This window comes from Microbacterium sp. YJN-G, assembly GCF_015040615.1.
Lineage (GTDB): Bacteria > Actinomycetota > Actinomycetes > Actinomycetales > Microbacteriaceae > Microbacterium.
This window is the reverse complement of the sequence record NZ_CP060402.1, coordinates 2,257,084-2,278,547: the sequence shown is the minus strand read 5'-3', so window position 1 is coordinate 2,278,547 and position 21,464 is coordinate 2,257,084. Positions and strand designations below refer to the sequence as shown.

The following is a 21,464-nucleotide window of genomic DNA, read 5'->3' as shown; positions in this document are numbered from 1 at the left end:
TAGTGTTGCGCTTCGTGCGACCGGGAGGTCGTGCACCGGAGACCGGACGAGGAGGTCCATCCATGCTCGAGGCGCCTGCGATCACGACGACGAGCAAGGGGCTGCACCCCGGACTCACCCGCAGGCAGATCTCCATGATGGGCCTCGGCGGCGCGATCGGCGCCGGTCTGTTCGTCGGCTCGGGGCAGGCGATCAGCATCGCCGGACCCGCCGTGCTCGTCTCGTACCTCGTCGCAGGCACCATCGTCATCCTCGTCATGTCGATGCTCGCCGAGATGGTCGCCGCCCGCCCCAGCTCGGGCGCGTTCAGCTCGTTCGCGCAGCGGGCCATGGGCCGCAGCGCCGGCAGCGCGGTCGGCTGGCTCTACTGGCTTCAGCTCGTCGTCGTCATCGCCGCCGAGGCGACCGGCGCGGCAGGCATCATCGCGGGCTGGACGCCGGGCATCCCCGCCTGGGCGTGGGTGCTCGTCTTCGTCGTCGCGCTCACCGCGGTGAACCTGTTCGGCGTGAACAACTACGGCCGATTCGAGTTCTGGTTCGCCGCCATCAAGGTGTTCGCGATCATCGCCTTCCTCGTGGTCGGGGCGTGCGCCATCCTCGGTCTCATCCCCGGGCTTCCCGCCACCGGCACCGGCAACCTCATCGACCACGGCGGCTTCGCACCCCACGGCATCACCGGCATCGCCGCAGCCGTGCTCATCGTCGTGTTCGCCTTCGGCGGCACCGAGGTCGTGGCGATCGCCGCGGCGGAGTCGGATGACCCGGTGCGCAACATCCGCCGCATCGTGCGCGAGGTGATGGTGCGCATCCTGATCTTCTACATCGGCTCGATCTTCGTCATCGTCACGGTGCTGCCGTGGAACGCCCCCGAGGTGATCGACGGTCCGTTCTCAGCCGTGCTCGCCACGCTGCGCGTGCCCGGCGTCGAACTGGTCATGTCGGCGATCGTCGTGATCGCACTGCTGTCGGCGATGAACGCGAACATCTACGGCGCCTCGCGCATGGTCTACTCGCTCTCCGAGCGCGGGCTCGCCCCGCTGGCGGCGACCCGCACAAGTGAGAAGGGCGTCCCCTACCTTGCCGTGCTCGCCTCGGTCGCGTTCGGCTTCGTGACGGTCGGCCTGAACTGGGCGTTCCCGGAGGTCGTGCTCGGTGCGCTCCTGAACGTCGTCGGCTCGACCGTCATCGTCATCTGGACCGCGACGGCCGTCGCGCAGCTCATCCTGCGCTCGCGTGCCGACCGGGAGGGCGAGCGCCTGCCGGTGAGGATGCCCGGCTTCCCGTGGCTGTCGTGGGCCTGCCTGGCGCTGCTTGGCGGGGTCGTGGCGCTCGCGATGATCGATGCGACCGCGCGCACGCAGCTGCTGCTGACCGTCGGTCTCACGATCGTGCTGCTCGGGATCGCCCGGCTGACCCGTCCCTTGTCCCGCCCCGGCGTGCCGAGCTCGGCTGCGCGATAGCATCCGGCCCGCGATCCCGTAGTCTTACCCCTCGAACCGGCGCACTCGCCGCAACCGCCCCGGGGGGAATCGCATGTCCGTTGGTCTGCTCGCCGTCGTCGACGACATCCTCAGCGCCGCCATGAAGGCCTCGGCGAAGGCGGCCGGTGTCGTCATCGACGACGCGGCCGTCACCCCGCAGTACGTGCATGGGCTGACACCCGCACGCGAACTGCCGGTCGTCGGCAAGATCGCGCTGGGCTCGATCGCGAACAAGTTCCTCATCATCATCCCGATCGCCCTGGCGCTGACGGCGTTCGCGCCGTGGGTGCTGCCGTTCCTGCTCATCGTCGGAGGCACCTATCTGTGCTTCGAAGGGGCGGAGAAGGTGCTCGAGTGGTTCGGCTTCCGGCACGGACACGAAGACGAGGGCGCGCGCGACGAGAACCGGCTGGTGTGGGGTGCGATCCGCACCGATCTGATCCTGTCGACCGAGATCATGCTCATCTCGCTGGCGAGCCTCGACCGCGGACTCGACATCTGGCAGACCCTCGGCGTGCTGGCGGTCATCGCCGTGATGATGACCGGTGTGGTGTACGGCGCCGTGGCGCTGCTGGTGAAGATCGATGACATCGGGCTGCGGATGGCCAAGAACCCGGTGCGCCGGGTGCGGCACACCGGCACGCGGATCGTGCGATCCATGCCGGCCGTGTTCCGGGTGATCAGCGTGATCGGCACCGTCGCGATGCTGTGGGTGGGCGGTCACCTCGTGCTCGTCAACCTCGGCACCGTCGGGGTGCACTGGCTGGAGGAGCTGCTGCACGGCGTTCACGACCTGCTCGCCCCGCTCGGCGGGTTCATCGCGTGGCTGGGCGACACGGCCCTGTCGGCCGTCGCCGGCATGATCGTCGGGCTGATCGTCGTCGGCATCGTGCTGGGCATCGGGCGGATCGTGGGCAAGCGCCCGACCTTCGACGAGGGTCACCGCACGGCCGCCGCGGCGCACTGACACCCTGTCGGACCACCCTGGGGAAGCATCCGTCCAGTATGCGGTGAACCGGGTGCCGCGTGGGCGGGTCAGATCCAGCCAGGCAGCCAGTTGTGGATGAGCCAGAACGGGTAGGGCACGCTCATGCCGGTCCACACCGGGTAGAAGAACGCCGAGACGAGCACGGTCACGCCGAGGTACACCGCGACCGTGCGCTGCCCGGCCTGCCTGCGGTGCAGCGGTGCCGTGCGAGGGCCGGCGAACTCGCGCAGCGCGATGGCGAGGGCGAGCACGAGGAACGGCACCATGACGATCGTGTAGAACTGGAAGATCGTGCGGTTGCCGACCAGCAGCCACGGCACGTACGTGGCCAGCAGGCCCACCAGCGGCAGGGTGAGCACCGGGCCGACGGGGGAGCGCTCGACCAGCCCGCGCACGAAGCGGTACAGCAGGTACAGCGCGGCGGCGACGCCGGCGTACCAGATCAGCGGATTCGGCACCGACGAGATCACCGCGATGCAGTGGTCGGTGCCGCAGGGTGCCGGGTCGTCGCCGACCCAGATCGCGGTCGGGCGCAGCAGCAGCGGCCACTGCCAGGCCGGGCTCGCGTAGGGGTGCGGGCTGGCCAGCCCGACGTGGAACCCCAGTACGGACTCGTGGTACTTCCACAGCGCCACCAGCGGATTCGGGTCGGACTGGCGGTCGTAGCCGCCGGCGGTGACCAGCCAGCCGGTCCACGACACCAGGTAGGTCGCCAGCGCCGGGCCGACCATCAGCAGGAAGGATGCTGGGCCCTGCCGCAGCACGGCATCCGTCGGCCACAGCACGATGCCCGCGCGGCGGCGGGCGAGGGCATCGGTCACGACCGCGTACAGCCCGAAGACCGCCAGCGCGTACAGTCCCGACCACTTCACCGCGGATGCCGTGCCCAGCGCGATGCCTGCGGCGATCAGCCACGGCCGCGCCCACAGCACCGGACCGATCATGCGCGGTGCGTCGTCGCCTTCGCCCGGGTCGCCTCTGCGCTCGTCGCCGAGCGCTTCCAGGCGCGGGATCGTCCGCCGGTGGTCGAGCACCGCGAACAGTACGCCGAGGGTGATTAAGAAGGTGAGGATGCCGTCGAGCAGGGCGATGCGGCTCATGACGATGCCCAGTCCGTCGATCGCGAGCAGGCCGCCGGCGATCGTCGCGACCGTGCGGGACCGGGTGAGCTCGCGCGCGATCAGATAGACCACGAGGACCGTCAGCGACCCGAGGATCGCGGTCGTCACCCGCCAGCCGAAGCTCGAACCGGGACCCATCGCCGCCATCCCGAGGGCGATGAGCCACTTTCCCAGCGGCGGGTGGACGACGAACGACGCGTCGGTACTGAGCGCCGAATCGTCGCCGTCCAGCAGCTGCGCGTCGGCGCCCTCTCCCCACTTGCCCTCGTAACCGAGGCTCCACAGCGACCAGGCGTCCTTCACGTAGTACGTCTCGTCGAACATGATGTCGTGCGGATGCGCGAGGTTCACCAGACGCAGCACGGCGGCGAGCAGTGTGAGCAGCGCGGGGGCGAGCCACGATGCCAGGCGCGCACCGGCCGGGCTCGACATGGCGCGATCCCGCATCCGCTCCCACAGGGTCGTGCGGGCGTCGAGCGGCGGCAGGAGGGGCGCGGGCGACGTCACCTGCCCAGCCTAGGCAATCCGTGGGTCCGCACGCCTAGGCTGGGCAGGTGATCATCCTCGCGGCGACCCCGATCGGCAACCTCGGCGACGCGTCCAGGCGGCTGATCGAGGTGCTCGAGAACGCCGAGGTCGTCGCCGCTGAGGACACTCGCACCACCCAGCGCCTGCTGCAGGCGCTGAAGATCGGCAACCGCCCTCGGCTCGTGGCACTGCACGACCACAACGAGAAGCAGAAGGCGGCCGAGCTGGTCGCGCTCGCCGCCGAACAGGACATCGTGGTCGTCAGCGACGCGGGCATGCCGGCCGTCAGCGATCCCGGCTACGGGCTGGTCGCAGCCGCCGTCGACGCGGGCGTGACGGTCACCGCGATCCCCGGACCCAGCGCGGTGCTCATGGCGCTCGCGATCTCGGGACTGCCGACCGACCGGTTCACCTTCGAAGGATTCCTGCCCCGCAAGCCGGGGGAACGGCGTCAGACCCTCCGGATGCTTGCCACCGAGCCGCGCACGATGGTGTTCTTCGAGTCGCCGTCGCGCCTGGCCTCCTCGCTGGCCGACATGGGCGACGCGTTCGGCGCCTACCGCCGCATCGCCGTGTGCCGCGAGCTGACCAAGCTCTACGAGGAGGTGCGCCGGGGCACGGCATCCGAGCTGGCCGCCTGGGCCGAGGCGGGGGTGAAGGGGGAGATCGTCGTCGTCGTCTCGGGCGCCGCGCCCGTCGAGATCTCGGCCGAGGACGCCCTCGCGCAGGTGCAGGCGCTGGTCGCCTCCGGCACGCGCCTGAAGGATGCCTGCGCCGAGGTCGCCGCCGCGACCGGCCTGTCGTCCCGCGACCTCTACCAGGCCGCACTCGCCGCGCGATGAGCGGGGCCATGCGCCTGCCGCGGAGAAATGCGCGTCCCGCGGACGCATCCGCCGAATTCATCCGCGGGAAGCGCATTTCTCCGCGCGAAGCGCACGCCGACCTTGCGGTCGCCGCCGCCTACGACGCGCGGGCGGCGGAGTACATCGCGCTCGCCGGCGAGGTCGAGCAGCTCTCCAAGCGAGACGGCGATCAGATCGGCGGGTGGGCGGATGCCGTCGCCGGGCGGATCCTGGATGCCGGATGCGGGCCGGGGCTGTGGACCCGCTTCTTGCATGACCGAGGCCGCGACGTGATCGGCATCGACGCCTCGGCGCGGTTCATCGCACACGCCGAGGCGAGGCATCCGCACCTCGAGTTCGCGCACGGCTCGTTCACGGAGCTCGCTATGGAAGACGGATCGCTCGGCGGGATCCTCGCCTGGTATTCGCTGATCCACACTCCGCCCGAAGATCTCCCGCTCGTCCTCTCCGAGTTCTTGCGCGTGCTCAGTCCGGGCGGCAGCATCCTGATCGGGTTCTTCGACGGCACTCCACGTGAGCCGTTCGCCCATGCCGTCACGACCGCCTACTTCTGGACCGCCGTGGCGCTCACCGAACTGCTTCGCGACGCAGGCTTCACCGTCACCGCAGCCGAGCGTCGCGCCCGCACCCAAGACGAGATCAGCTCCCGCCCCCACGCCGCGCTGACCGCTGTCCGTCGCCGACGCCACGCCACCCCATCCACCACCCCGGATCGCCGAGGATGACTCGCACAGAACGCAGAGGGCAGGAGGACGTTCCCGGAGTGAGCATCGGGGAGGGACCCGCGAAGCGGGAGGGCACCCGCTCTGCGAACGAAGGGAACGTCCGTATGCCCGACCCGAAACGTCCGGACGTCCGGACTCTCCCACGAGGTCACGGAACAACTCGACTCCCGCTTCCCGCCTAGAATCGACAGCATGCCCGCAGGCGAGTCCTTCTACATCACCACGCCCATCTACTACCCCTCCGATGTGCCGCACATCGGCCACGGGTACACGACGGTGGCGGTCGACACCCTTGCCCGCTGGCACCGCCAGGCGGGCGATGACACCTGGATGCTCACCGGCACCGACGAGCACGGCCAGAAGATGCTCCGCGCCGCCGCGGCGAACAACGTCACCCCGCAGGAGTGGGTCGACAAGCTGGTCGGCGAGAGCTGGTTCCCGCTGCTGAAGACCCTCGACGTCGCCAACGACGACTTCATCCGCACCACGCAGGAGCGGCATGAGACGAACGTGCAGGTGTTCTTCCAGAAGCTGTACGACGCGGGCTACATCTACGCCGGCGAATACGAGGCGCTGTACTGCGTGGGCTGCGAGGAGTTCAAGCCCGAGTCCGAGATCGTCGACGGCACCGGTCCCTTCGAGGGGCTGAAGGTCTGCGCGATCCACTCCAAGCCGCTCGAGCTGCTGCAGGAGAAGAACTACTTCTTCAAGCTCAGCGAGTTCCAGGACCGCCTGCTCGAGCTGTACAAGACCGAGCCCGATTTCGTTCGCCCCGATTCGGCGCGCAACGAGGTCGTCTCGTTCGTCAGCCAGGGGCTGAAGGACCTGTCGATCTCGCGCTCGACCTTCGACTGGGGCATCCCGCTGCCGTGGGACGAGTCGCACGTCATCTACGTGTGGGTCGACGCGCTGCTCAACTACGCCACCGCGATCGGCTACGGCGCCGACCAGGACACCTTCGACCGCCGCTGGCCCGGCTACCACGTGGTCGGCAAGGACATCCTGCGCTTCCACGCCGTGATCTGGCCGGCCATGCTGATGGCGGCGGGGCTGGATGTGCCCAAGGGCGTCTTCGCGCACGGCTGGCTGCTGGTCGGCGGCGAGAAGATGTCGAAGTCGAAGCTCACCGGTATCGCGCCCACCGAGATCACCGACGTGTTCGGCTCGGACGCGTACCGCTTCTACTTCCTCTCGGCGATCGCCTTCGGCCAGGACGGCTCGTTCTCGTGGGAGGACCTGTCGGCCCGCTACCAGGCCGAGCTCGCGAACGGCTTCGGCAACCTCGCCTCGCGCACGATCGCGATGATCGAGAAGTACTTCGACGGTGTGGTGCCGCAGGCCGCCGAGTACACGGCGCGCGACCTGGAGATCCAGAAGACGGTGGCGGATGCCGTCGTCGCCGCGGACGCGGCGATCGGCAACTTCCGCCTCGACGAGGCGATCGACGCGATCTGGACCATCGTCGACGAGCTGAACCACTACATCACCGAGAACGAGCCGTGGGCGCTGGCACGCGACGAGGACCAGCGCGACCGCCTGGGCACCGTGCTCTACACCTGCGCGGAGGGCCTGCGGGCGCTGGCCGTGCTGCTCTCGCCGGTCATGCCGCAGTCCACCGCGAAGCTGTGGGAGGCGCTGGGCGTCGAGGACTCGCTGGGTGCGCTGACCGCGCAGCCGATCCGCGAGGCCGGCGCCTGGGGAATCCTCACGCCCGGCACGACGGTGTCGGCCCTGGCGCCGCTGTTCCCGCGCGTGGAGCAGACCGTCTGAGCCCGCCCGACATGGCCGACACCTACGTGCGCGAGCGCTCCACCGAGGGGCGCAAGGATCTGCGGTACCCGGCGGCACCTGAGCCGCTGACCGTGCCGGTGTACGACAACCACGCGCATCTGGAGATCACCGACGGCCCTTCGACCAGCTCAGGGAACCAGGGGCTGACGCTGACCGAGCAGCTCGACCGCGCACAGGCGGTCGGCATCGCCGGGGTCGTGCAGGCCTCGGGCGACATCGAGTCGTCCCGATGGGCGGTGGATGCCGCGGCATCCGATCCCCGTATGCTCGCGGCTGTCGCGATCCACCCCAACGACGCCCCCACCTACAAGGCGCAGGGGCGCCTCGACGAGGCGATCGCGGTGATCGACGTGCTCGCCGCCCACCCGCGCACGCGGGCGATCGGCGAGACGGGCCTGGACTACTTCCGCACCGGCGAGGATGGCCGTCCCGCGCAGCACGAGTCGTTCGAGGCGCACATCGCGCTGGCGAAGAAGCACGGCATCGCCATGCAGATCCACGACCGCGACGCGCACGACGACGTCCTCGAGACCCTCACCCGCGTCGGCGCGCCCGAGCGCACGGTGTTCCACTGCTTCTCGGGTGATCAGGCGATGGCGCGGATCGCCGCGGATGCCGGGTACTGGCTCTCGTTCGCCGGCAACATCACGTTCAAGAACGCGCAGAACCTGCGTGACGCGCTGGCGGTCACCCCGCTCGACCGCATCCTCGTCGAGACCGACGCGCCCTTCCTCACCCCGGTGCCGCTGCGCGGGCGCCCCAACGCGCCCTACCTCGTGCCGATCACGGTGCGCTTCATGGCCGCCGAACTCGACGTCGACCTCGACGAACTGTGCGCGCAGCTCGCCGCGAACACCCTGGCCGTCTACGGCGCGTTCGGCTGACGTCGGCCGCTATTCTGACCGGGTGCGCTTCCTCGACGACATCACCCTCGATGACGGGCGGGTGCGGCTCGAACCGCTCGCCCACGACCACGCAGACGACCTGGCCCGCGAGGCCGCGACGCTCACGCACACCTGGTACACCTCGGTGCCCGAGCGTGGCATGGTGCCCGCCGACATCGAACGCAGGCTCGCGCTGCGCGACGCGGGGACGATGAACCCGTTCGCCGTGCGCCGGCTCGCCACGGGGCGGATCGTCGGCGTGACCTCGCTGTGCAACATCGACCAGCCGAACCGCCGCGTCGAGATCGGCCACACGTGGATCGGAGCCGAAGCCCAGCGTTCCGAGGTCAACCCGGCCATGAAGCGGCTGCTGCTCGCGCACGCGTTCGACGCCTGCGACGCGATCGCCGTCACCCTGATGACGCACTTCCTTAACAGGCAGTCGCGTGCGGCCATCGAACGGCTCGGGGCGAAGCTCGACGGCGTGCTGCGCAGCCACCGCATCCTCGCCGACGGGTCGCTGCGCGACACCGCGGTGTACTCGATCCTTCCGCACGAGTGGCCGGCCGTGCGCAACGGACTGGATGCCCGCCTGGCGCGCTTATAGGGCTCCGTCTATATGTCGCTACGTCCCGTAAAACCCGCGCAATAGCGGCACATAGCGCCATATAGACGGGTTCGGGGCGGCGGCACGGGTTCTGCGCCCGATGAGGACGGTCACTCCTCGTCGATCACCGGCTTCGCGGCGGCGATGTGCGAGATATGCCGCCACATCAACAGCAGGGTCAGCGCTGCGCCGCCGAAGGCGAACCACCACGGCGCGGTGAGCCCCCACAGCTGTGCGATCACACCGCCGAGTGCCTGACCGATCACCATGCCGCCGAACACGCCCACCATGTTCACCGAGCCGACCCGGCCCTGCAGCTCGTGCGGCACCAGGCGCTGGCGGACGGTGGTCGAGATCGTGCCCACACGAACGCATAGGCCCCGAAGCCGAACATGATCGCCAGGGCGACAGCGCCGTTCGTGGTCAGCGCGAACGCCACGTGCATGACGACCTCGAGCGACAGGCAGATCTTCATGAGCGTCGCGAAGGACACGTGCCGCTCGAGCCAGCCGAAGCTCAGCGTCGCGAGCAGACCGCCCAGAGCGGATGCCGTGGTCAGCGCGCCGAATCCGACCGGCCCCATCCCCAGATGCTCGGTCGCGTACAGCACGAGCACGCCCCACGGAGCGGCCCAGGTGACGTTGAACGCCAGGATGATGATGATCAGCGTCCGGACCGGCTTGTTGCGCCACGCCCACCGCACGCCCTCGGCGATGTCGTGGCCGACGTGCGGCTTCCTGTCCTGGGCCCCTGAGCCTGTCGAAGGTCCCGGGGTTTTCGAATCTTCGCGCCCGGGCACCGGCTGCCGCGCGATCCGCGAGACGAGCACGAGCGCGGCCGAGACGGCCAGCACCTGCACGAGGAACGGCCAGAACGTGCCGATCGCGAACAGGAAGGCGCCCAGCGGCGGACCCGCGAGCTGGTTCGCCACGAGGAAACCGCCCTGCAGCCGGGCGTTGCCCGCCCCCAGATCGGCGGGCTTCACCATCATCGGCAGCAGTGTGCTGCTGGTCGTGTCGGCGAAGACCTCGGCGGTGCCGTACAGGAACGCCACCGCCAGCACGATGGCGATGTTCGCGGTGCCGGTCAGGAGGAAGGCCACCAGGGCGAGGACGATGACCGCCCGGATGCCGTGGGCGAGCATGACCAGCATCCGTCGCTCCACGCGATCGGCGATCGCGCCGGCGTGCAGGCCGAACAGCAGCCACGGCAGGAACTGCAGCATGGCGCCGGAGGCGACCAGCAGCGGCGACGAGGTCATCGACGCGATCAGCAGGGGAGCGGCGGCCAGGGCGATGCCGTCGCCGATGTTGCTCGTCCATGCCGCCGTCATCAGCCAGCGGAAGTCACGTCCCATGCGGCGCGGCGCGATGAGCTCTCCCAATCCGGTCACCCGGCCGATCCTATGGCCCTGCCACGGTGTCAGGGTGGCATGCGGGAGAATGGGGGGATGACCGTCACTCCGCTCGGGGCCACCGAGATCCGCCGTCTGGCCGCCGAACTCGATGTGACCCCGACGAAGAAGCTGGGGCAGAACTTCGTCGTCGACGCCAACACGGTGCGCAAGATCGTGCAGGCCGCCGACGTGCAGCCCGGGGAGCGGGTCGTCGAGATCGGTCCGGGCCTTGGTTCGCTGACCCTCGCGATCCTCGAGACCGGAGCATCCGTCACCGCGGTCGAGATCGATCACCGCCTCGCCGCCCGGCTGCCGCGCACGGCCGCCGAGCACGGCGTCTCCGACGGGGCGCTGACCGTCGTCGACGCGGACGCCATGACCGTCACCGAGCTGCCGGGAGACCCGGCCGTGCTCGTGGCCAACCTGCCCTACAACGTCTCGGTGCCCGTGCTGCTGCACTTCCTCGAGACCTTTCCCGGGCTGCAGCGTGGCGTGGTGATGGTGCAGGCCGAGGTCGCCGAGCGTCTCGCGGCGAAGCCGGGGTCGAAGATCTACGGCGCACCCAGCGTGAAGGCCGCCTGGTACGGCCCGTGGCGGCTGACCGGCACCGTGTCGCGGCAGGTGTTCTGGCCGGTGCCGAACGTCGACAGCCTGCTGGTCGGGTTCGTCCGCGACGAGACCCCGCGCGGCGACGACGACGAGCGCCGACGCACCTTCACGATCGTGGATGCTGCGTTCAACCAGCGCCGGAAGATGCTGCGCCAGGCGCTGTCGGGCCTCTTCGGCGGGTCCGCCGCGGCATCCGCGGTGCTCGAGGCCGCCGGCGTCGCCCCGACGGACCGCGGTGAGGACCTCACGGTCGACGATTACCACCGGATCGCGCGCGTCGGCGGCTGAGCTAACCTGGCACGGTGAGCGATCCCCGATTCCGGCCCGACGTCCCCGAGATCCACCGGCCCTACACGGCAGCACCCGACCGCTATCAGCGCTTCGAGTACCGCCAGGTGGGCTCGTCGGGGCTGTTCCTGCCGCCGATCTCGCTCGGTCTGTGGTGGAACTTCGGCGACAACATCCCGCTCGACGATCAGCGCACGCTGCTGCGTCACGCGTTCGACAGCGGCATAACGCACTTCGACCTCGCCAACAACTACGGTCCGCCGTACGGCTCGGCCGAGAAGAACTTCGGCCGCATCCTCGCCGAGGACCTCGCGCCGTACCGCGACGAGCTGATCATCTCGTCCAAGGCCGGCTGGGACATGTGGCCCGGTCCCTACGGCGACCTCGGCAGCCGCAAGTACATCCTCGCCAGCGCCGAGCAGTCGCTGAGCCGCATGGGCCTCGACTACGTCGACATCTTCTACTCGCACCGCGTCGACCCGCTCACCCCGGTCGAGGAGACCATCGGCGCACTGGACACGCTGGTGCGCCAGGGCAGGGCGCTCTACGTCGGCATCTCGTCGTACAGCGCCGAGCGCACCGAGGCGGCGGTCGCCGTCGCGCGTGACCTCGGCACGCCGCTGGTCATCCACCAGCCCTCTTACTCGATCCTCAACCGCTGGGTCGAAGACGGGCTCACCGACACCCTGCGCGGCGCGGGCCTCGGCGCGATCGCCTTCACCCCGCTCGCCCAGGGGCTGCTGACCGGCAAGTACCTCGCCGACGGCACCGCCGAGCGGGCGCAGCAGCGCCGATCGCTCTCGAGTCGCCCGCTGTCCGAAGAGGCGCTGGCGGTGCTGCGCGGCCTGAACGACATCGCCGCCGACCGTGGCCAGACGCTCGCCCAGATGGCGTTGCAGTGGACGCTGCGCGACCCGGTGGTCGTCTCGGCACTCATCGGCGCCTCGCGGCCCGAGCAGCTGGACGAGAACATCGCGGCCGTGAACGGCCCGGACTTCTCGGACGAGGAGCTCACCGCGATCGACGGGCTCTCGCACGGCATCGACGTGAACCTCTGGTCGGTCTCGTCCGACCTGTGACCCCGATCGGCAGCCGCCTGCGCGGTGCACCGAGCGAACGGAGTGAGCCGAAGTGAGCATGGCACGACGTCAGGATGCCGTGCACGTGCGCGCTCCCGGCAAGATCAACGTCTATCTCGGGGTGGGGCCCCGCCACGACGACGGCTACCACGCCCTGGCGACCGTCTTCCAGGCGGTCTCGCTGTACGAGGACGTCTACGCGCATCCCTCCGACGGGTTCACGCTGGAGGTGTCGGGCGATGTGGACATCGACGGAGTCCCCACGGATGACCGCAACCTCGCGCTGCGCGCGGCCAAGCTGCTCGCCCAGACCACCGGGGTGACGCAGGGCGTGCACCTCGACATCCGCAAGGGTGTGCCCGTCGCGGGTGGCATGGGCGGGGGATCGACGGATGCGGCGGCCGCGCTCGTCGCCTGCGACGCCCTGTGGGGCACAGACCTCGGCCCACGCGGGCTGCACGACCTCGCCGCACGACTCGGCGCCGACGTCCCCTTCGCGCTGCACGGCGGCACCGCCGTCGGCACCGGCCGCGGCGACGTGCTCACCCCGGCGCTTGCCCGCGGACGGTTCGACTGGGTGCTCGTACTCAGTGCCCAGGGGCTGTCGACTCCGGCCGTGTACGGGCGGCTGGACCGGCTGCGCGCCCACGGCGAGGCGCTCGCCGACGACCCGACGGAGATGCTCGAGGTGCCCGCCGCGGTGCTGCAGGCGCTGCGGGCAGGGGATGCCCGCGAGCTCGCACCCGTCATGCTCAACGACCTGGAGGCCGCGGCGGTGGTCGACCGCCCCGATCTCGAGCAGACGCTCGCGGACGGCGTGCGCCTGGGCGCACTGACCGGCATCGTGTCGGGCTCAGGGCCCACCACGGCGTTCCTGTGCGAGGGGCCTGAGGCCGCCCGCGCCGTGCAGGACGAACTGCGGGCGACGGGCCGCGAGGCCCTGCACGTGCACGGGCCGGTGCCAGGCGCCCGCATCATGGGCTGACCCGTCCAGAGGTGCGGAAGCCTTCGAGGCGCGGGGCCCTCAGAGCGCGGAAGCCTTGAGCAGTTCGCTGACGCGATATGGGATGACCTCGCGCAGGAACAGGCTCGTCGAGGTGCGCAGGATGCCCGGACACAGGCGCACCACCTCGGCGACCCGATACAGGTCATCCGGATCGGTGGCCACCACGCGCAGCAGCAGGTCGGTGTCGCCGGCGGGCGCGAAGCACTCCAGCACCTCGGGAACCCGGCTGAGCGCCTCGATCGCGTCACCGATCTGGTGCTGATCCAGCTCCACCTGAATGGAAGCCGACACGCCTCGTCCGAGCGCGGACGGCAGCACTCGCGAGCTGTTCGCACGCAGGCATCCGGCCGACTCCAGACGGGCAAGCCTCGCGTGCACCGTGCCCCTGGCCAGACCCAGGTCCTGGGCGATCAGGGCGACCGGCCGTCTCGGATCGGAATCGAGCACGGCGAGGATGCGCCGATCGGTCTCATCCAGGCTGGTCATATCGATCACCGTCGCTTTCCCGTGACTCATCTCCATTGATCGAATCGATCAATGGAATCACAGTCTATGGCGCGTGCAGCATGCCTCATGATGAGATCAGTGGGTCATATGACCGATTCGAACCACGAGTGAGGATCGGTGGGCACTCAGGAGAGCGGTCACGAGCCGCCGATCGAGCGTCGACGGCGGGCGAAAATCCCGGGAGCCCGGCGCATCATCCCCGTGAGGGACGATGCACCGGGCTCCTCGTCTGTCCGGCGTGAGCGCTCAGGTGCGCTGGCGGCGCTTGTTCCAGACGTCGAAGGCGACTGCGAGCAGCAGGACCATGCCCTTGATGAACTGCTGCGAGTCGGTGCCGACGCCCATCAGCGACATGCCGTTGTTGAGCACACCCATGATGAGACCGCCGGTGATCGCGCCCACGATGCGTCCGACGCCGCCCTGCACGGCCGCGCCGCCGATGAACGCCGCGGCGATGGCATCGCATGGCATCCGGAACCGCAGCGGCATTCGGCTACGACGAAGGCTTCCTCGGCATCGGCGTGCCCCTGCCGGCCGCCGAGGACGAGGCCGCTGAGGCCGTCCGGCTCGATTACGTGCACTTCTCCGTCGTGCTCGACAGGCAGCGGCGCCTCGCACGTGTCACGGCCGTGAATATCGACGGTGCGGCGCTCGTCGACGTGCCTCGCGGCGACGACTGGCGTCTGGATGACAGGATCCCGGCCGACTGGCAGGCCGGCCCCGACGTCTACGCCCGCAACGACCTCGACCGCGGGCATCTCGTGCGGCGCCGCGATCCGGTGTGGGGCGATCGCGCCGCGCAGGCGAACAGCGACATGGAGCAGGGTGCGGCCGCGGGCGGCATCCCGGATCTCGGTCCGTTCCGCACCTATCAGGTGCCGGTGGCCGACATCGCCGGCCTCACCGGGCTCGATCTCGATCAGCTCGCCGCGGCCGACGTGCTGGGACAGGCCGCGACTGCGAGACCGTGGCAGCGACTGCGCGCGTTCTCGGACATCAGGCTCTGACCTCGTCGCCGGCGCCGCCGGCGGTCGCCTAGCCTGGTAAGGACATGGCACATCTTCTCGGAGCCGAAGGGCTCCACCTCGAGTACCCCACCCGCATCGTCTTCGACTCCGTCACGCTCGGCATCGAGGAGGGCGACCGCATCGGCATCGTCGGACGCAACGGCGACGGCAAGTCGAGCCTGCTCGGGATGCTCGCCGGGCGCCGCGAACCCGACGGCGGGCGCGTGACCGTGCGCGGCGGCACGACCATCGGAGTGCTCGACCAGGCCGACACGCTCGATGACGACCTCACCGTCGGTCGCGCAGTGGTGGGTGACACCCCCGAGCACGAGTGGGCGGGCGACGCGAAGGTGCGCGACGTCATCGCCGGGCTCGTGGCCGATCTCGACTGGGACGCGTCCGTGGCATCCCTCAGCGGCGGGCAGCGCCGGCGCGTGTCACTCGCGCGGCTGCTGGCCGGCGACTGGGACATCATCGCCCTCGACGAGCCCACCAACCACCTCGACGTCGAGGCCATCACCTGGCTCGCCGCGCATCTGAAGACCCGCTGGGCGAAGAACGCCGGCGCTCTGCTGGTCGTCACCCACGACCGCTGGTTCCTCGACGAGATCTGCACCGCCACCTGGGAGGTGCACGACCGCATCGTCGAGCCGTTCGAGGGCGGGTACGCCGCGTACATCCTGCAGCGCGTGGAACGCGACCGGATGGTGGCGGCCAGCGAGGCCAAGCGGCAGAACCTCGCCCGCAAGGAGCTCGCGTGGCTGCGCCGCGGCGCCCCTGCGCGCACCAGCAAGCCGAAGTTCCGCATCGACGCGGCGAACGCCCTGATCGCCGACGTGCCACCCATCCGCGACTCGGTCTCGTTGCAGTCGCTGGCCGTCGCACGCCTCGGCAAGGACGTCGTCGACCTGCTCGACGCGGGCGTCGCCTACCCCTGGGTCCCTGAGCCTGTCGAAGGGCCGAAGGAGCGTGTCGTCCTGCGCGACGTCGAGTGGCGCATCGCGCCGGGGGAGCGCACCGGCATCCTCGGCGTCAACGGGGCGGGCAAGTCCACCCTGCTGGGACTCGTCGCAGGCACCGTCGAGCCCACCAGCGGTCGCGTCAAGCGTGGCAAGACCGTGCAGGTGCGCACGCTGACCCAGCGCATCGACGAACTCGAGAAGCACTGGAACGACCCGGTGCGCACCGTGATCAACGGGCTGCGCACCTCGTACACCTTCGGCCAAGGTTCCAAGGCCACCGAGCTCACGCCCGGCCAGCTGCTCGAGCGGCTCGGCTTCACCTCGGCTCAGCTCTCCACGCAGGTCAAGGATCTCTCCGGTGGCCAGCAGCGCCGGCTGCAGCTGCTGCTCGTGCTGCTCGACCAGCCGAACGTGCTCATCCTCGACGAGCCCACCAACGACATGGACACCGACATGCTCGCCGCGATCGAGGACCTGCTGGACTCGTGGCCGGGCACGCTGCTCGTGGTCAGCCACGACCGCTACTTCCTCGAGCGGGTCACCGACCAGCAGTACGCCGTGATGGGCGGCCGGCTGCGGCACCTGCCCGGCGGGATCGACGAGTATCTGCGCCTGCGCGCGCTGGAGGGCAGCGCTGACAGTGCGGCCCCGGCCGCATCCGCCGCCCCGACCGCGCCGGGCCTGGACGGCGCCGCCCGTCGCACGGCCGAGAAGGAGCTGGCAGCGCTGGAACGGCGGATGCAGAAGCTGAACGACCAGATCGACCGGGCCAAGCATGCCCTGGCCGACCACGACCAGTCCGACTACGCGGGCCTGGGCGAGAAGATGAAGGCGATTCAGGCGCAGCAGGACGAGGTCGAGGAGCTCGAGCTGCGCTGGTTCGAGCTCACCGAGCAGCTCGGCTGAGCGGGCAGCATCCCGGTAGCATCGGAGGGCAGGAGGTTCCCGTCGATGGCCGAGGATCTGTGCGTCTCACGCGTACCGCTGTTCCAGGGGCTCGATCACGCCGAGCAAGTGGGCGTGGCGGCCTTCGCGACGCCCACGCGCTTCGCTGCGGGCGAGGTCATCGGCGACGGACGCGGCGATCCGCTGCTGCTGGTGGTGCACACCGGCTCGGTGAAGGTGTCTCGCGTCGACGCCGAAGGCCGCGAGCAGGTGCTGCGCGTGCTCGGTCCAGGGCAGTTCCTCGGCGAATCGTCGTTCCTCACCGGACGTCCGTTCTCCGACCGCATCACCGCGCTCGAGCCCGCGAGCATGTGCGTGTTCCGCCATGCCGATTTCGCCCGCCTGGTGAATCGGCATCCCTCGATCGGGATGCGGATGCTGCAGGCCGTCAGTCGCAGGCTCGATGAGGCCGAGCATCGCCTGGCCGCAGTGATCTCAGGGGATGTCACGGCCCGGCTGGCCGACTACCTGCTCGAGTTGCCGGGCGCCGCCGGGCCCGCGGGGGTCGCCGTGCGGCTGCCCATGGCGAAGAAGGACATCGCCTCGCTGCTCGACACCTCTCCCGAGTCGCTCAGCCGTCAGCTGCGCCGGCTGCGCGAGGCCGGGATCATCGCCGACGGCGACGCCGGCGGGCTGGTGATCGTCGACCCGGAGACGCTGATGGATCTCTCCCGCCGCGTGGACGCGCGCGCCTGACCGCCGCGGCTGACCGCCGCTGACCGTCCGCCGCTGACCGGTCGCCGCGAGCGGCTTGACCTGCGTCAAGGCGCGCTCCGCCGCGCCCGCCTACCGTCGGTGGTGTCAGGAGATCCGGCGCCCTGCCGGACGGACGGGAGAGGACACCATCATGACCACTCAGACCAGCACCACGCTGAAGACCACCATCCTGCGTTCGGACGAGTTCACCTGCCCGTCCTGCGTGCAGAAGATCGAGTCCGCGCTGACCGAGCTCGACGGTGTCGCCACCGCCGAGGTGAAGTTCGCCTCCGGACGCATCGTCGTCGAGCACGACACCCTCCGCGCGACGGTGCGGGATCTCGTCGAGACGGTCACCAAGACCGGTTACCACTCCACGCCTTCGGCATTCTGACGCGCGCGATCCGGAGCGAGGCACGAGAGGAGAACCGCGATGAGCAGGGCGAAGAGGATCTGGCATTCCGCATTCCGCCGACTGTGGGGCACGGTCGTGCTCTCGGGGGCGCTGATCGCCGCGGCGCTGATCAGCGGCCTGGACGCGCTGATGATCCTCGCCGCGCTCATCGCGGGTGCTCCGATCGCCGTCTCTGCCTGGCGGGCGCTGCGGATGAGGCTGGTCTCGATCGACCTGCTCGTCGTCGTCGCGGCCACCGGTGCGCTGTTCCTGCAGAACCATTGGGAGTCCGCAGCCGTGACCTTCCTCTTCGCGCTCGGCAAGGCGCTGGAGCGCACCACGCTGCAGCGCACCCGCCGTGCGCTCTCGGATCTGGTCGACGGGGCGCCGCAGACCGCGACCGTGCTGCGTGCCGGTGATGACGGCACCGAGGAGCAGGTTGCCGTCGAGGCGTGGGAGCTGGTGCCCGGTGACGTGGTCGTGGTCCGCAACGGCGAGCAGGTGCCCGTCGACGGCCACGTCGTGGCGGGCACCGGGGGTGTCGACGAGGCGACCATCACCGGCGAATCACTGCCGGCGGAGAAGGCCGCGGGCTCGGCCGTGTACGCGGGCACCTGGCTGCGGTCGGGCATGCTGCGCGTGGTGGCCGAGCGCGTGGGTGGCGACTCCGCGCTCGCCTCGATCATCCACCGGGTCGAAGAGGCGCAGGATGACAAGGCGCGCACGCAGACCTTCCTGGAGCGCTTCTCGAAGTACTACACCCCCGGCGTGCTGATCGGCGCGCTCATCGCCGGGCTCATCACCCGCGACGTCGAACTCGCGCTCACCCTGCTGGTGATCGGCTGCCCGGGCGCCCTGGTCATCTCGATCCCGGTGTCGATCGTCGCCGGCATCGGCCGCTGCGCCATGGACGGAGTGCTGATCAAGGGCGGCGAGCATCTCGAGACCGCAGCGCGTGTGGACGCGCTGGTCGTCGACAAGACCGGCACCCTCACGCACGGCAGGCCCGAACTCACCGACGTCGTGGCGCTCGCCGCCGATGTGAACCGCGATGACGTGCTGCTGCTGGCGGCCCGCGCCGAGACGGCATCCGAGCATCCGCTCGCCGACGCCGTGATCCGGGGCGCGACCGCCGCGAGCCTGGCCGTGGCCCCGGTCGCGCACGCCGAGCCGGTGACGGGCCTGGGCATCCGGGCCGACGTCGACGGCCGCACCGTCAGCGTCGGTGCGGCAGCGTTGATGGCGGACGAACCGGATGCCGCACTGCTGCGCCCGTTCCACGAGCAGGGCCGCACGGCGATGTTCGTCGGCGTGGACGGCCGCACCGTCGGCATCCTCGCCCTGGCCGACACCGTCAGGACAGACGCCGCTGAGGCGGTCGCACGTCTGCGCCGGCGCGGGATCGAGGTGATCATGGCCACCGGCGACGCCGAGGCCGTGGCACGCGGCGTCGCGACCGAGCTGGGCATCACAGCCCATCACGCCGGCATGATGCCCGAGGACAAGCTCGACCTCGTCCGTGATCTGCAGCGCCGCGGACGCACGGTCGCGATGCTCGGCGACGGTGTCAACGACACCCCCGCCCTCGCCCAGGCAGACGTGGGCGTGGCGATGGGGGCAGCCGGATCACCCGCCGCGATCGAGACTGCAGACATCGCCCTGATGGCCGACGACCTGCTGCGCCTGCCCTACGCATTCGGGATGGCCAGGCGTACGGTTCGTACGATGCGGATCAACATCGCGATCGCGCTGATCACCGTGGCGCTGCTGGTGCTGGGCGTGTTCCTGGGCGGAGTGACGATGTCGCTGGGGATGCTCGTGCACGAGGCCTCCGTGCTGGCGGTGTCGGCCATCGCGATGCTGCTGCTGCGCCCGGCGCGCGAGGGTGCAGCGTCGCCGACTCGCGGTACTGCGGTCGCTCGTGAGCGCGCTGTGGCGTCAGCTGACGCGATTCGCGCGGAACCGTTCTAGTTGCTCGGCACTCGATGTCACCGGTCGGAACGGCTGAGCCGGCCGCTCTCGGCATCGGCGACGATGCGGCTCACCATCCCGGTGAAGATCAGCCCGTGGAACGGCAGCATCGCCAGCCAGTAGAGCCGGCCCGACAGGCCGCGCGGGAAGAAGACCGCGCGCTGCCAGTACTCCGCTCCGCCTGGCCGGGCGTCGACGCCGAGCTCGAGCCAGGCACTGCCGGGCACGCGCATCTCGGCCCGCAGGCGCAGCATCCGTCCGGGTTCGATCGCCTCGACCCGCCACACGTCCACCGCGTCGCCCTTCGCGAGCCGCGTACGCGAACGGCGGCCGCGCTGCAGCCCCACACCGCCCATCAGACGGTCGGCCCACCCGCGCAGCGCCCACAGCAACGGCGCCGAATACCAGCCGTTCTCCCCGCCGATCCGCGAGATCACCGGCCAGACGGCATCCGGCCCGGCGGAGGTGGCCCGGCGACGCCGGTCGGTGAACACCGTCCGTCCCGCCCAGTCCGGGTCGCTCGGCAGCGGATCGCTGGGGGCGCGCGACACCGTCGCATCGACCCAGCTCGTCTCGACCTCATCGATCTCGATCCGGCCGAGCGCCAGGCGGACGGCGGCACGGTAGCCGGTGAGCCCGTCCGGGGGACGGGGGATGATCCCGTCGATCGCATGGTCGCGCATGACACACGGATGCTGCAGCGACTCGACCAGCGGCCGCGCGATGCGCGGAGGGACCGGAGTGACCAGCCCCACCCAGAGGGAGGCCAGCCGCGGCGTGAGCACGGGCAGCGCGGCGATGCCACGCTGCGGAAGGCCCGCTTCGATGGCGTAACCGTTCATCATCTGGCCATAGCGCAGCACGTCGGGGCCGCCGATGTCGACGGCCCGGCTGATGCTGCGATCGACCCGCGCGGCCGCGAGCAGGTAGTGCAGCACGTCGCGAACGGCGATGGGCTGGATGCGGTTGCGCACCCATCGCGGTGCGGGCATGTACGGAAGCACCTCGGTGAGGTGCCGGACCATCTCGAACGAGGCTGACCCCGAGCCGATCACGACGCCCGCGCGCAGCACGAGGGTCGGTACGCCGGAGCCCAGCAGGATCTCACCGACCTCCTTGCGCGAGGCGAGGTGCCGCGACAGCTCGACGCCCTCGGGATGCAGCCCGCCGAGGTAGATGATGCGTCCGACGTCGCCGCGGGCGGCGCCGTGCGCGACGTTCTCGGTGATCGTGCGGTCCAGGCGCGCGAAGTCGTCACCGGAGGCCAAGGAATGCACGAGGTGGTAGACGACGTCCACACCGTCCATGGCACCGTTCACGGCATCCGGATCGGTCGCGTCACCGGTGACGATCTCGACACGGCTCGCCCAGGGCAGCGGATCGATCCTGCCCGCAGACCGCGTGAGCAGCCGCACGCGGTAGCCGCCGTTCAGCAGCCGCGGAACCAGCCGGCCCCCGATGTAGCCGGTCGCTCCCAGCATGAGCACGCGCCGTGCCGCACCGTCGGCGCGCGCAGGGGCGCGCAGCGCCTCCTCGGCGCCGGTGGGTGCGCTGAGCGCGTCGGCCTGCGCGTCCTCATACGCGGTGCCCTCGTCCATGTCCCGCTCCTCTCGTCC

At 70.3% G+C, this 21,464-nt stretch carries 18 protein-coding genes and 2 pseudogenes; 15 read left to right on the top strand and 5 right to left on the bottom strand.

Features of this window, described 5'->3' with window-relative positions; all coding sequences use genetic code 11:
• Window positions 1-62: 62 nt before the first annotated feature.
• Window positions 63-1,460, top strand: coding sequence for an amino acid permease (locus H7694_RS10980; RefSeq protein WP_193596547.1), 1,398 nt, complete (start codon window positions 63-65; stop codon window positions 1,458-1,460).
• Between the two features lie 73 nt (window positions 1,461-1,533).
• A complete protein-coding gene (locus tag H7694_RS10975) occupies window positions 1,534-2,448 on the top strand; it encodes a DUF808 domain-containing protein (protein ID WP_193596546.1) in 915 nt (304 codons plus the stop codon).
• Between the two features lie 68 nt (window positions 2,449-2,516).
• Here H7694_RS10975 and H7694_RS10970 read toward each other — a convergent pair whose 3' ends face one another.
• Window positions 2,517-4,097 carry a dolichyl-phosphate-mannose--protein mannosyltransferase gene (locus tag H7694_RS10970; RefSeq protein WP_193596545.1) on the bottom strand — a complete coding sequence of 527 codons (1,581 nt, stop codon included), beginning with the start codon at window positions 4,095-4,097 and terminating at the stop codon, window positions 2,517-2,519.
• Between the two features lie 47 nt (window positions 4,098-4,144).
• Here H7694_RS10970 and rsmI point away from each other — a divergent pair, with 47 nt between their 5' ends.
• The 5 genes from rsmI (at window position 4,145) to H7694_RS10945 (ending at window position 8,988) form a co-directional block, all read left to right on the top strand.
• Window positions 4,145-4,960: a 16S rRNA (cytidine(1402)-2'-O)-methyltransferase gene (gene rsmI, locus H7694_RS10965; protein WP_193596544.1), complete on the top strand. Its 816-nt coding sequence runs from the start codon at window positions 4,145-4,147 to the stop codon at window positions 4,958-4,960.
• Between the two features lie 8 nt (window positions 4,961-4,968).
• The gene (locus tag H7694_RS10960) at window positions 4,969-5,706 is read left to right on the top strand and encodes a class I SAM-dependent methyltransferase (protein WP_193596543.1); all 738 of its coding nucleotides are present in this window, start codon (window positions 4,969-4,971) and stop codon (window positions 5,704-5,706) included.
• Between the two features lie 192 nt (window positions 5,707-5,898).
• Complete coding sequence (gene metG / locus H7694_RS10955) at window positions 5,899-7,476, top strand: methionine--tRNA ligase (RefSeq protein ID WP_193596542.1); 1,578 nt, start codon at window positions 5,899-5,901, stop codon at window positions 7,474-7,476.
• Window positions 7,477-7,487: 11 nt separating this feature from the next.
• The gene (locus H7694_RS10950; RefSeq protein WP_193596541.1) at window positions 7,488-8,381 is read left to right on the top strand and encodes a TatD family hydrolase; all 894 of its coding nucleotides are present in this window, start codon (window positions 7,488-7,490) and stop codon (window positions 8,379-8,381) included.
• A gap of 22 nt (window positions 8,382-8,403) precedes the next feature.
• The gene (locus H7694_RS10945) at window positions 8,404-8,988 is read left to right on the top strand and encodes a GNAT family N-acetyltransferase (RefSeq protein WP_193596540.1); all 585 of its coding nucleotides are present in this window, start codon (window positions 8,404-8,406) and stop codon (window positions 8,986-8,988) included.
• Between the two features lie 110 nt (window positions 8,989-9,098).
• Here the strand turns inward: H7694_RS10945 and H7694_RS10940 are convergent.
• Window positions 9,099-10,345, bottom strand: a pseudogene (locus H7694_RS10940) (MFS transporter).
• A 93-nt stretch (window positions 10,346-10,438) separates the two neighbouring features.
• Between H7694_RS10940 and rsmA the strand changes: the two are divergent.
• From rsmA to H7694_RS10925, 3 genes are read left to right on the top strand one after another with little or no spacing between them, the layout of a single operon-like run.
• Window positions 10,439-11,281 carry a 16S rRNA (adenine(1518)-N(6)/adenine(1519)-N(6))-dimethyltransferase RsmA gene (gene rsmA / locus H7694_RS10935; protein ID WP_193596539.1) on the top strand — a complete coding sequence of 281 codons (843 nt, stop codon included), beginning with the start codon at window positions 10,439-10,441 and terminating at the stop codon, window positions 11,279-11,281.
• A 14-nt stretch (window positions 11,282-11,295) separates the two neighbouring features.
• On the top strand, window positions 11,296-12,360 hold the full coding sequence (gene mgrA, locus H7694_RS10930) for an L-glyceraldehyde 3-phosphate reductase (protein ID WP_193596538.1): 1,065 nt from the start codon (window positions 11,296-11,298) through the stop codon (window positions 12,358-12,360).
• Between the two features lie 52 nt (window positions 12,361-12,412).
• On the top strand, window positions 12,413-13,345 hold the full coding sequence (locus tag H7694_RS10925) for a 4-(cytidine 5'-diphospho)-2-C-methyl-D-erythritol kinase (RefSeq protein ID WP_413782916.1): 933 nt from the start codon (window positions 12,413-12,415) through the stop codon (window positions 13,343-13,345).
• A 39-nt stretch (window positions 13,346-13,384) separates the two neighbouring features.
• Here the strand turns inward: H7694_RS10925 and H7694_RS10920 are convergent, their stop codons facing one another.
• Both H7694_RS10920 and H7694_RS10915 read right to left on the bottom strand, forming a co-directional pair.
• Complete coding sequence (locus H7694_RS10920) at window positions 13,385-13,852, bottom strand: Lrp/AsnC family transcriptional regulator (RefSeq protein WP_193596536.1); 468 nt, start codon at window positions 13,850-13,852, stop codon at window positions 13,385-13,387.
• Window positions 13,853-14,119: 267 nt separating this feature from the next.
• Window positions 14,120-14,335, bottom strand: a pseudogene (locus H7694_RS10915) (sugar ABC transporter permease); the annotation flags it as partial.
• A gap of 2 nt (window positions 14,336-14,337) precedes the next feature.
• Here H7694_RS10915 and H7694_RS10910 point away from each other — a divergent pair.
• The 5 genes from H7694_RS10910 to H7694_RS10890 all read left to right on the top strand — a co-directional run bounded on the left by H7694_RS10910 (window position 14,338) and on the right by H7694_RS10890 (window position 19,848).
• On the top strand, window positions 14,338-14,880 hold the full coding sequence (locus H7694_RS10910) for a DNA/RNA non-specific endonuclease (protein ID WP_193596535.1): 543 nt from the start codon (window positions 14,338-14,340) through the stop codon (window positions 14,878-14,880).
• A gap of 44 nt (window positions 14,881-14,924) precedes the next feature.
• Window positions 14,925-16,748 carry an ABC-F family ATP-binding cassette domain-containing protein gene (locus H7694_RS10905; RefSeq protein ID WP_193596534.1) on the top strand — a complete coding sequence of 608 codons (1,824 nt, stop codon included), beginning with the start codon at window positions 14,925-14,927 and terminating at the stop codon, window positions 16,746-16,748.
• A 45-nt stretch (window positions 16,749-16,793) separates the two neighbouring features.
• The gene (locus tag H7694_RS10900) at window positions 16,794-17,483 is read left to right on the top strand and encodes a Crp/Fnr family transcriptional regulator (protein WP_193596533.1); all 690 of its coding nucleotides are present in this window, start codon (window positions 16,794-16,796) and stop codon (window positions 17,481-17,483) included.
• Between the two features lie 151 nt (window positions 17,484-17,634).
• Window positions 17,635-17,877 (top strand): heavy-metal-associated domain-containing protein, encoded by a 243-nt coding sequence (locus H7694_RS10895; protein ID WP_193596532.1) that lies wholly within the window; start codon window positions 17,635-17,637, stop codon window positions 17,875-17,877.
• Between the two features lie 39 nt (window positions 17,878-17,916).
• Window positions 17,917-19,848 carry a heavy metal translocating P-type ATPase gene (locus H7694_RS10890; protein ID WP_193596531.1) on the top strand — a complete coding sequence of 644 codons (1,932 nt, stop codon included), beginning with the start codon at window positions 17,917-17,919 and terminating at the stop codon, window positions 19,846-19,848.
• 17 nt (window positions 19,849-19,865) lie between these two features.
• Here H7694_RS10890 and H7694_RS10885 read toward each other — a convergent pair whose 3' ends face one another.
• A complete protein-coding gene (locus H7694_RS10885; protein ID WP_193596530.1) occupies window positions 19,866-21,446 on the bottom strand; it encodes an SDR family oxidoreductase in 1,581 nt (526 codons plus the stop codon).
• Window positions 21,447-21,464: the final 18 nt, after the last annotated feature.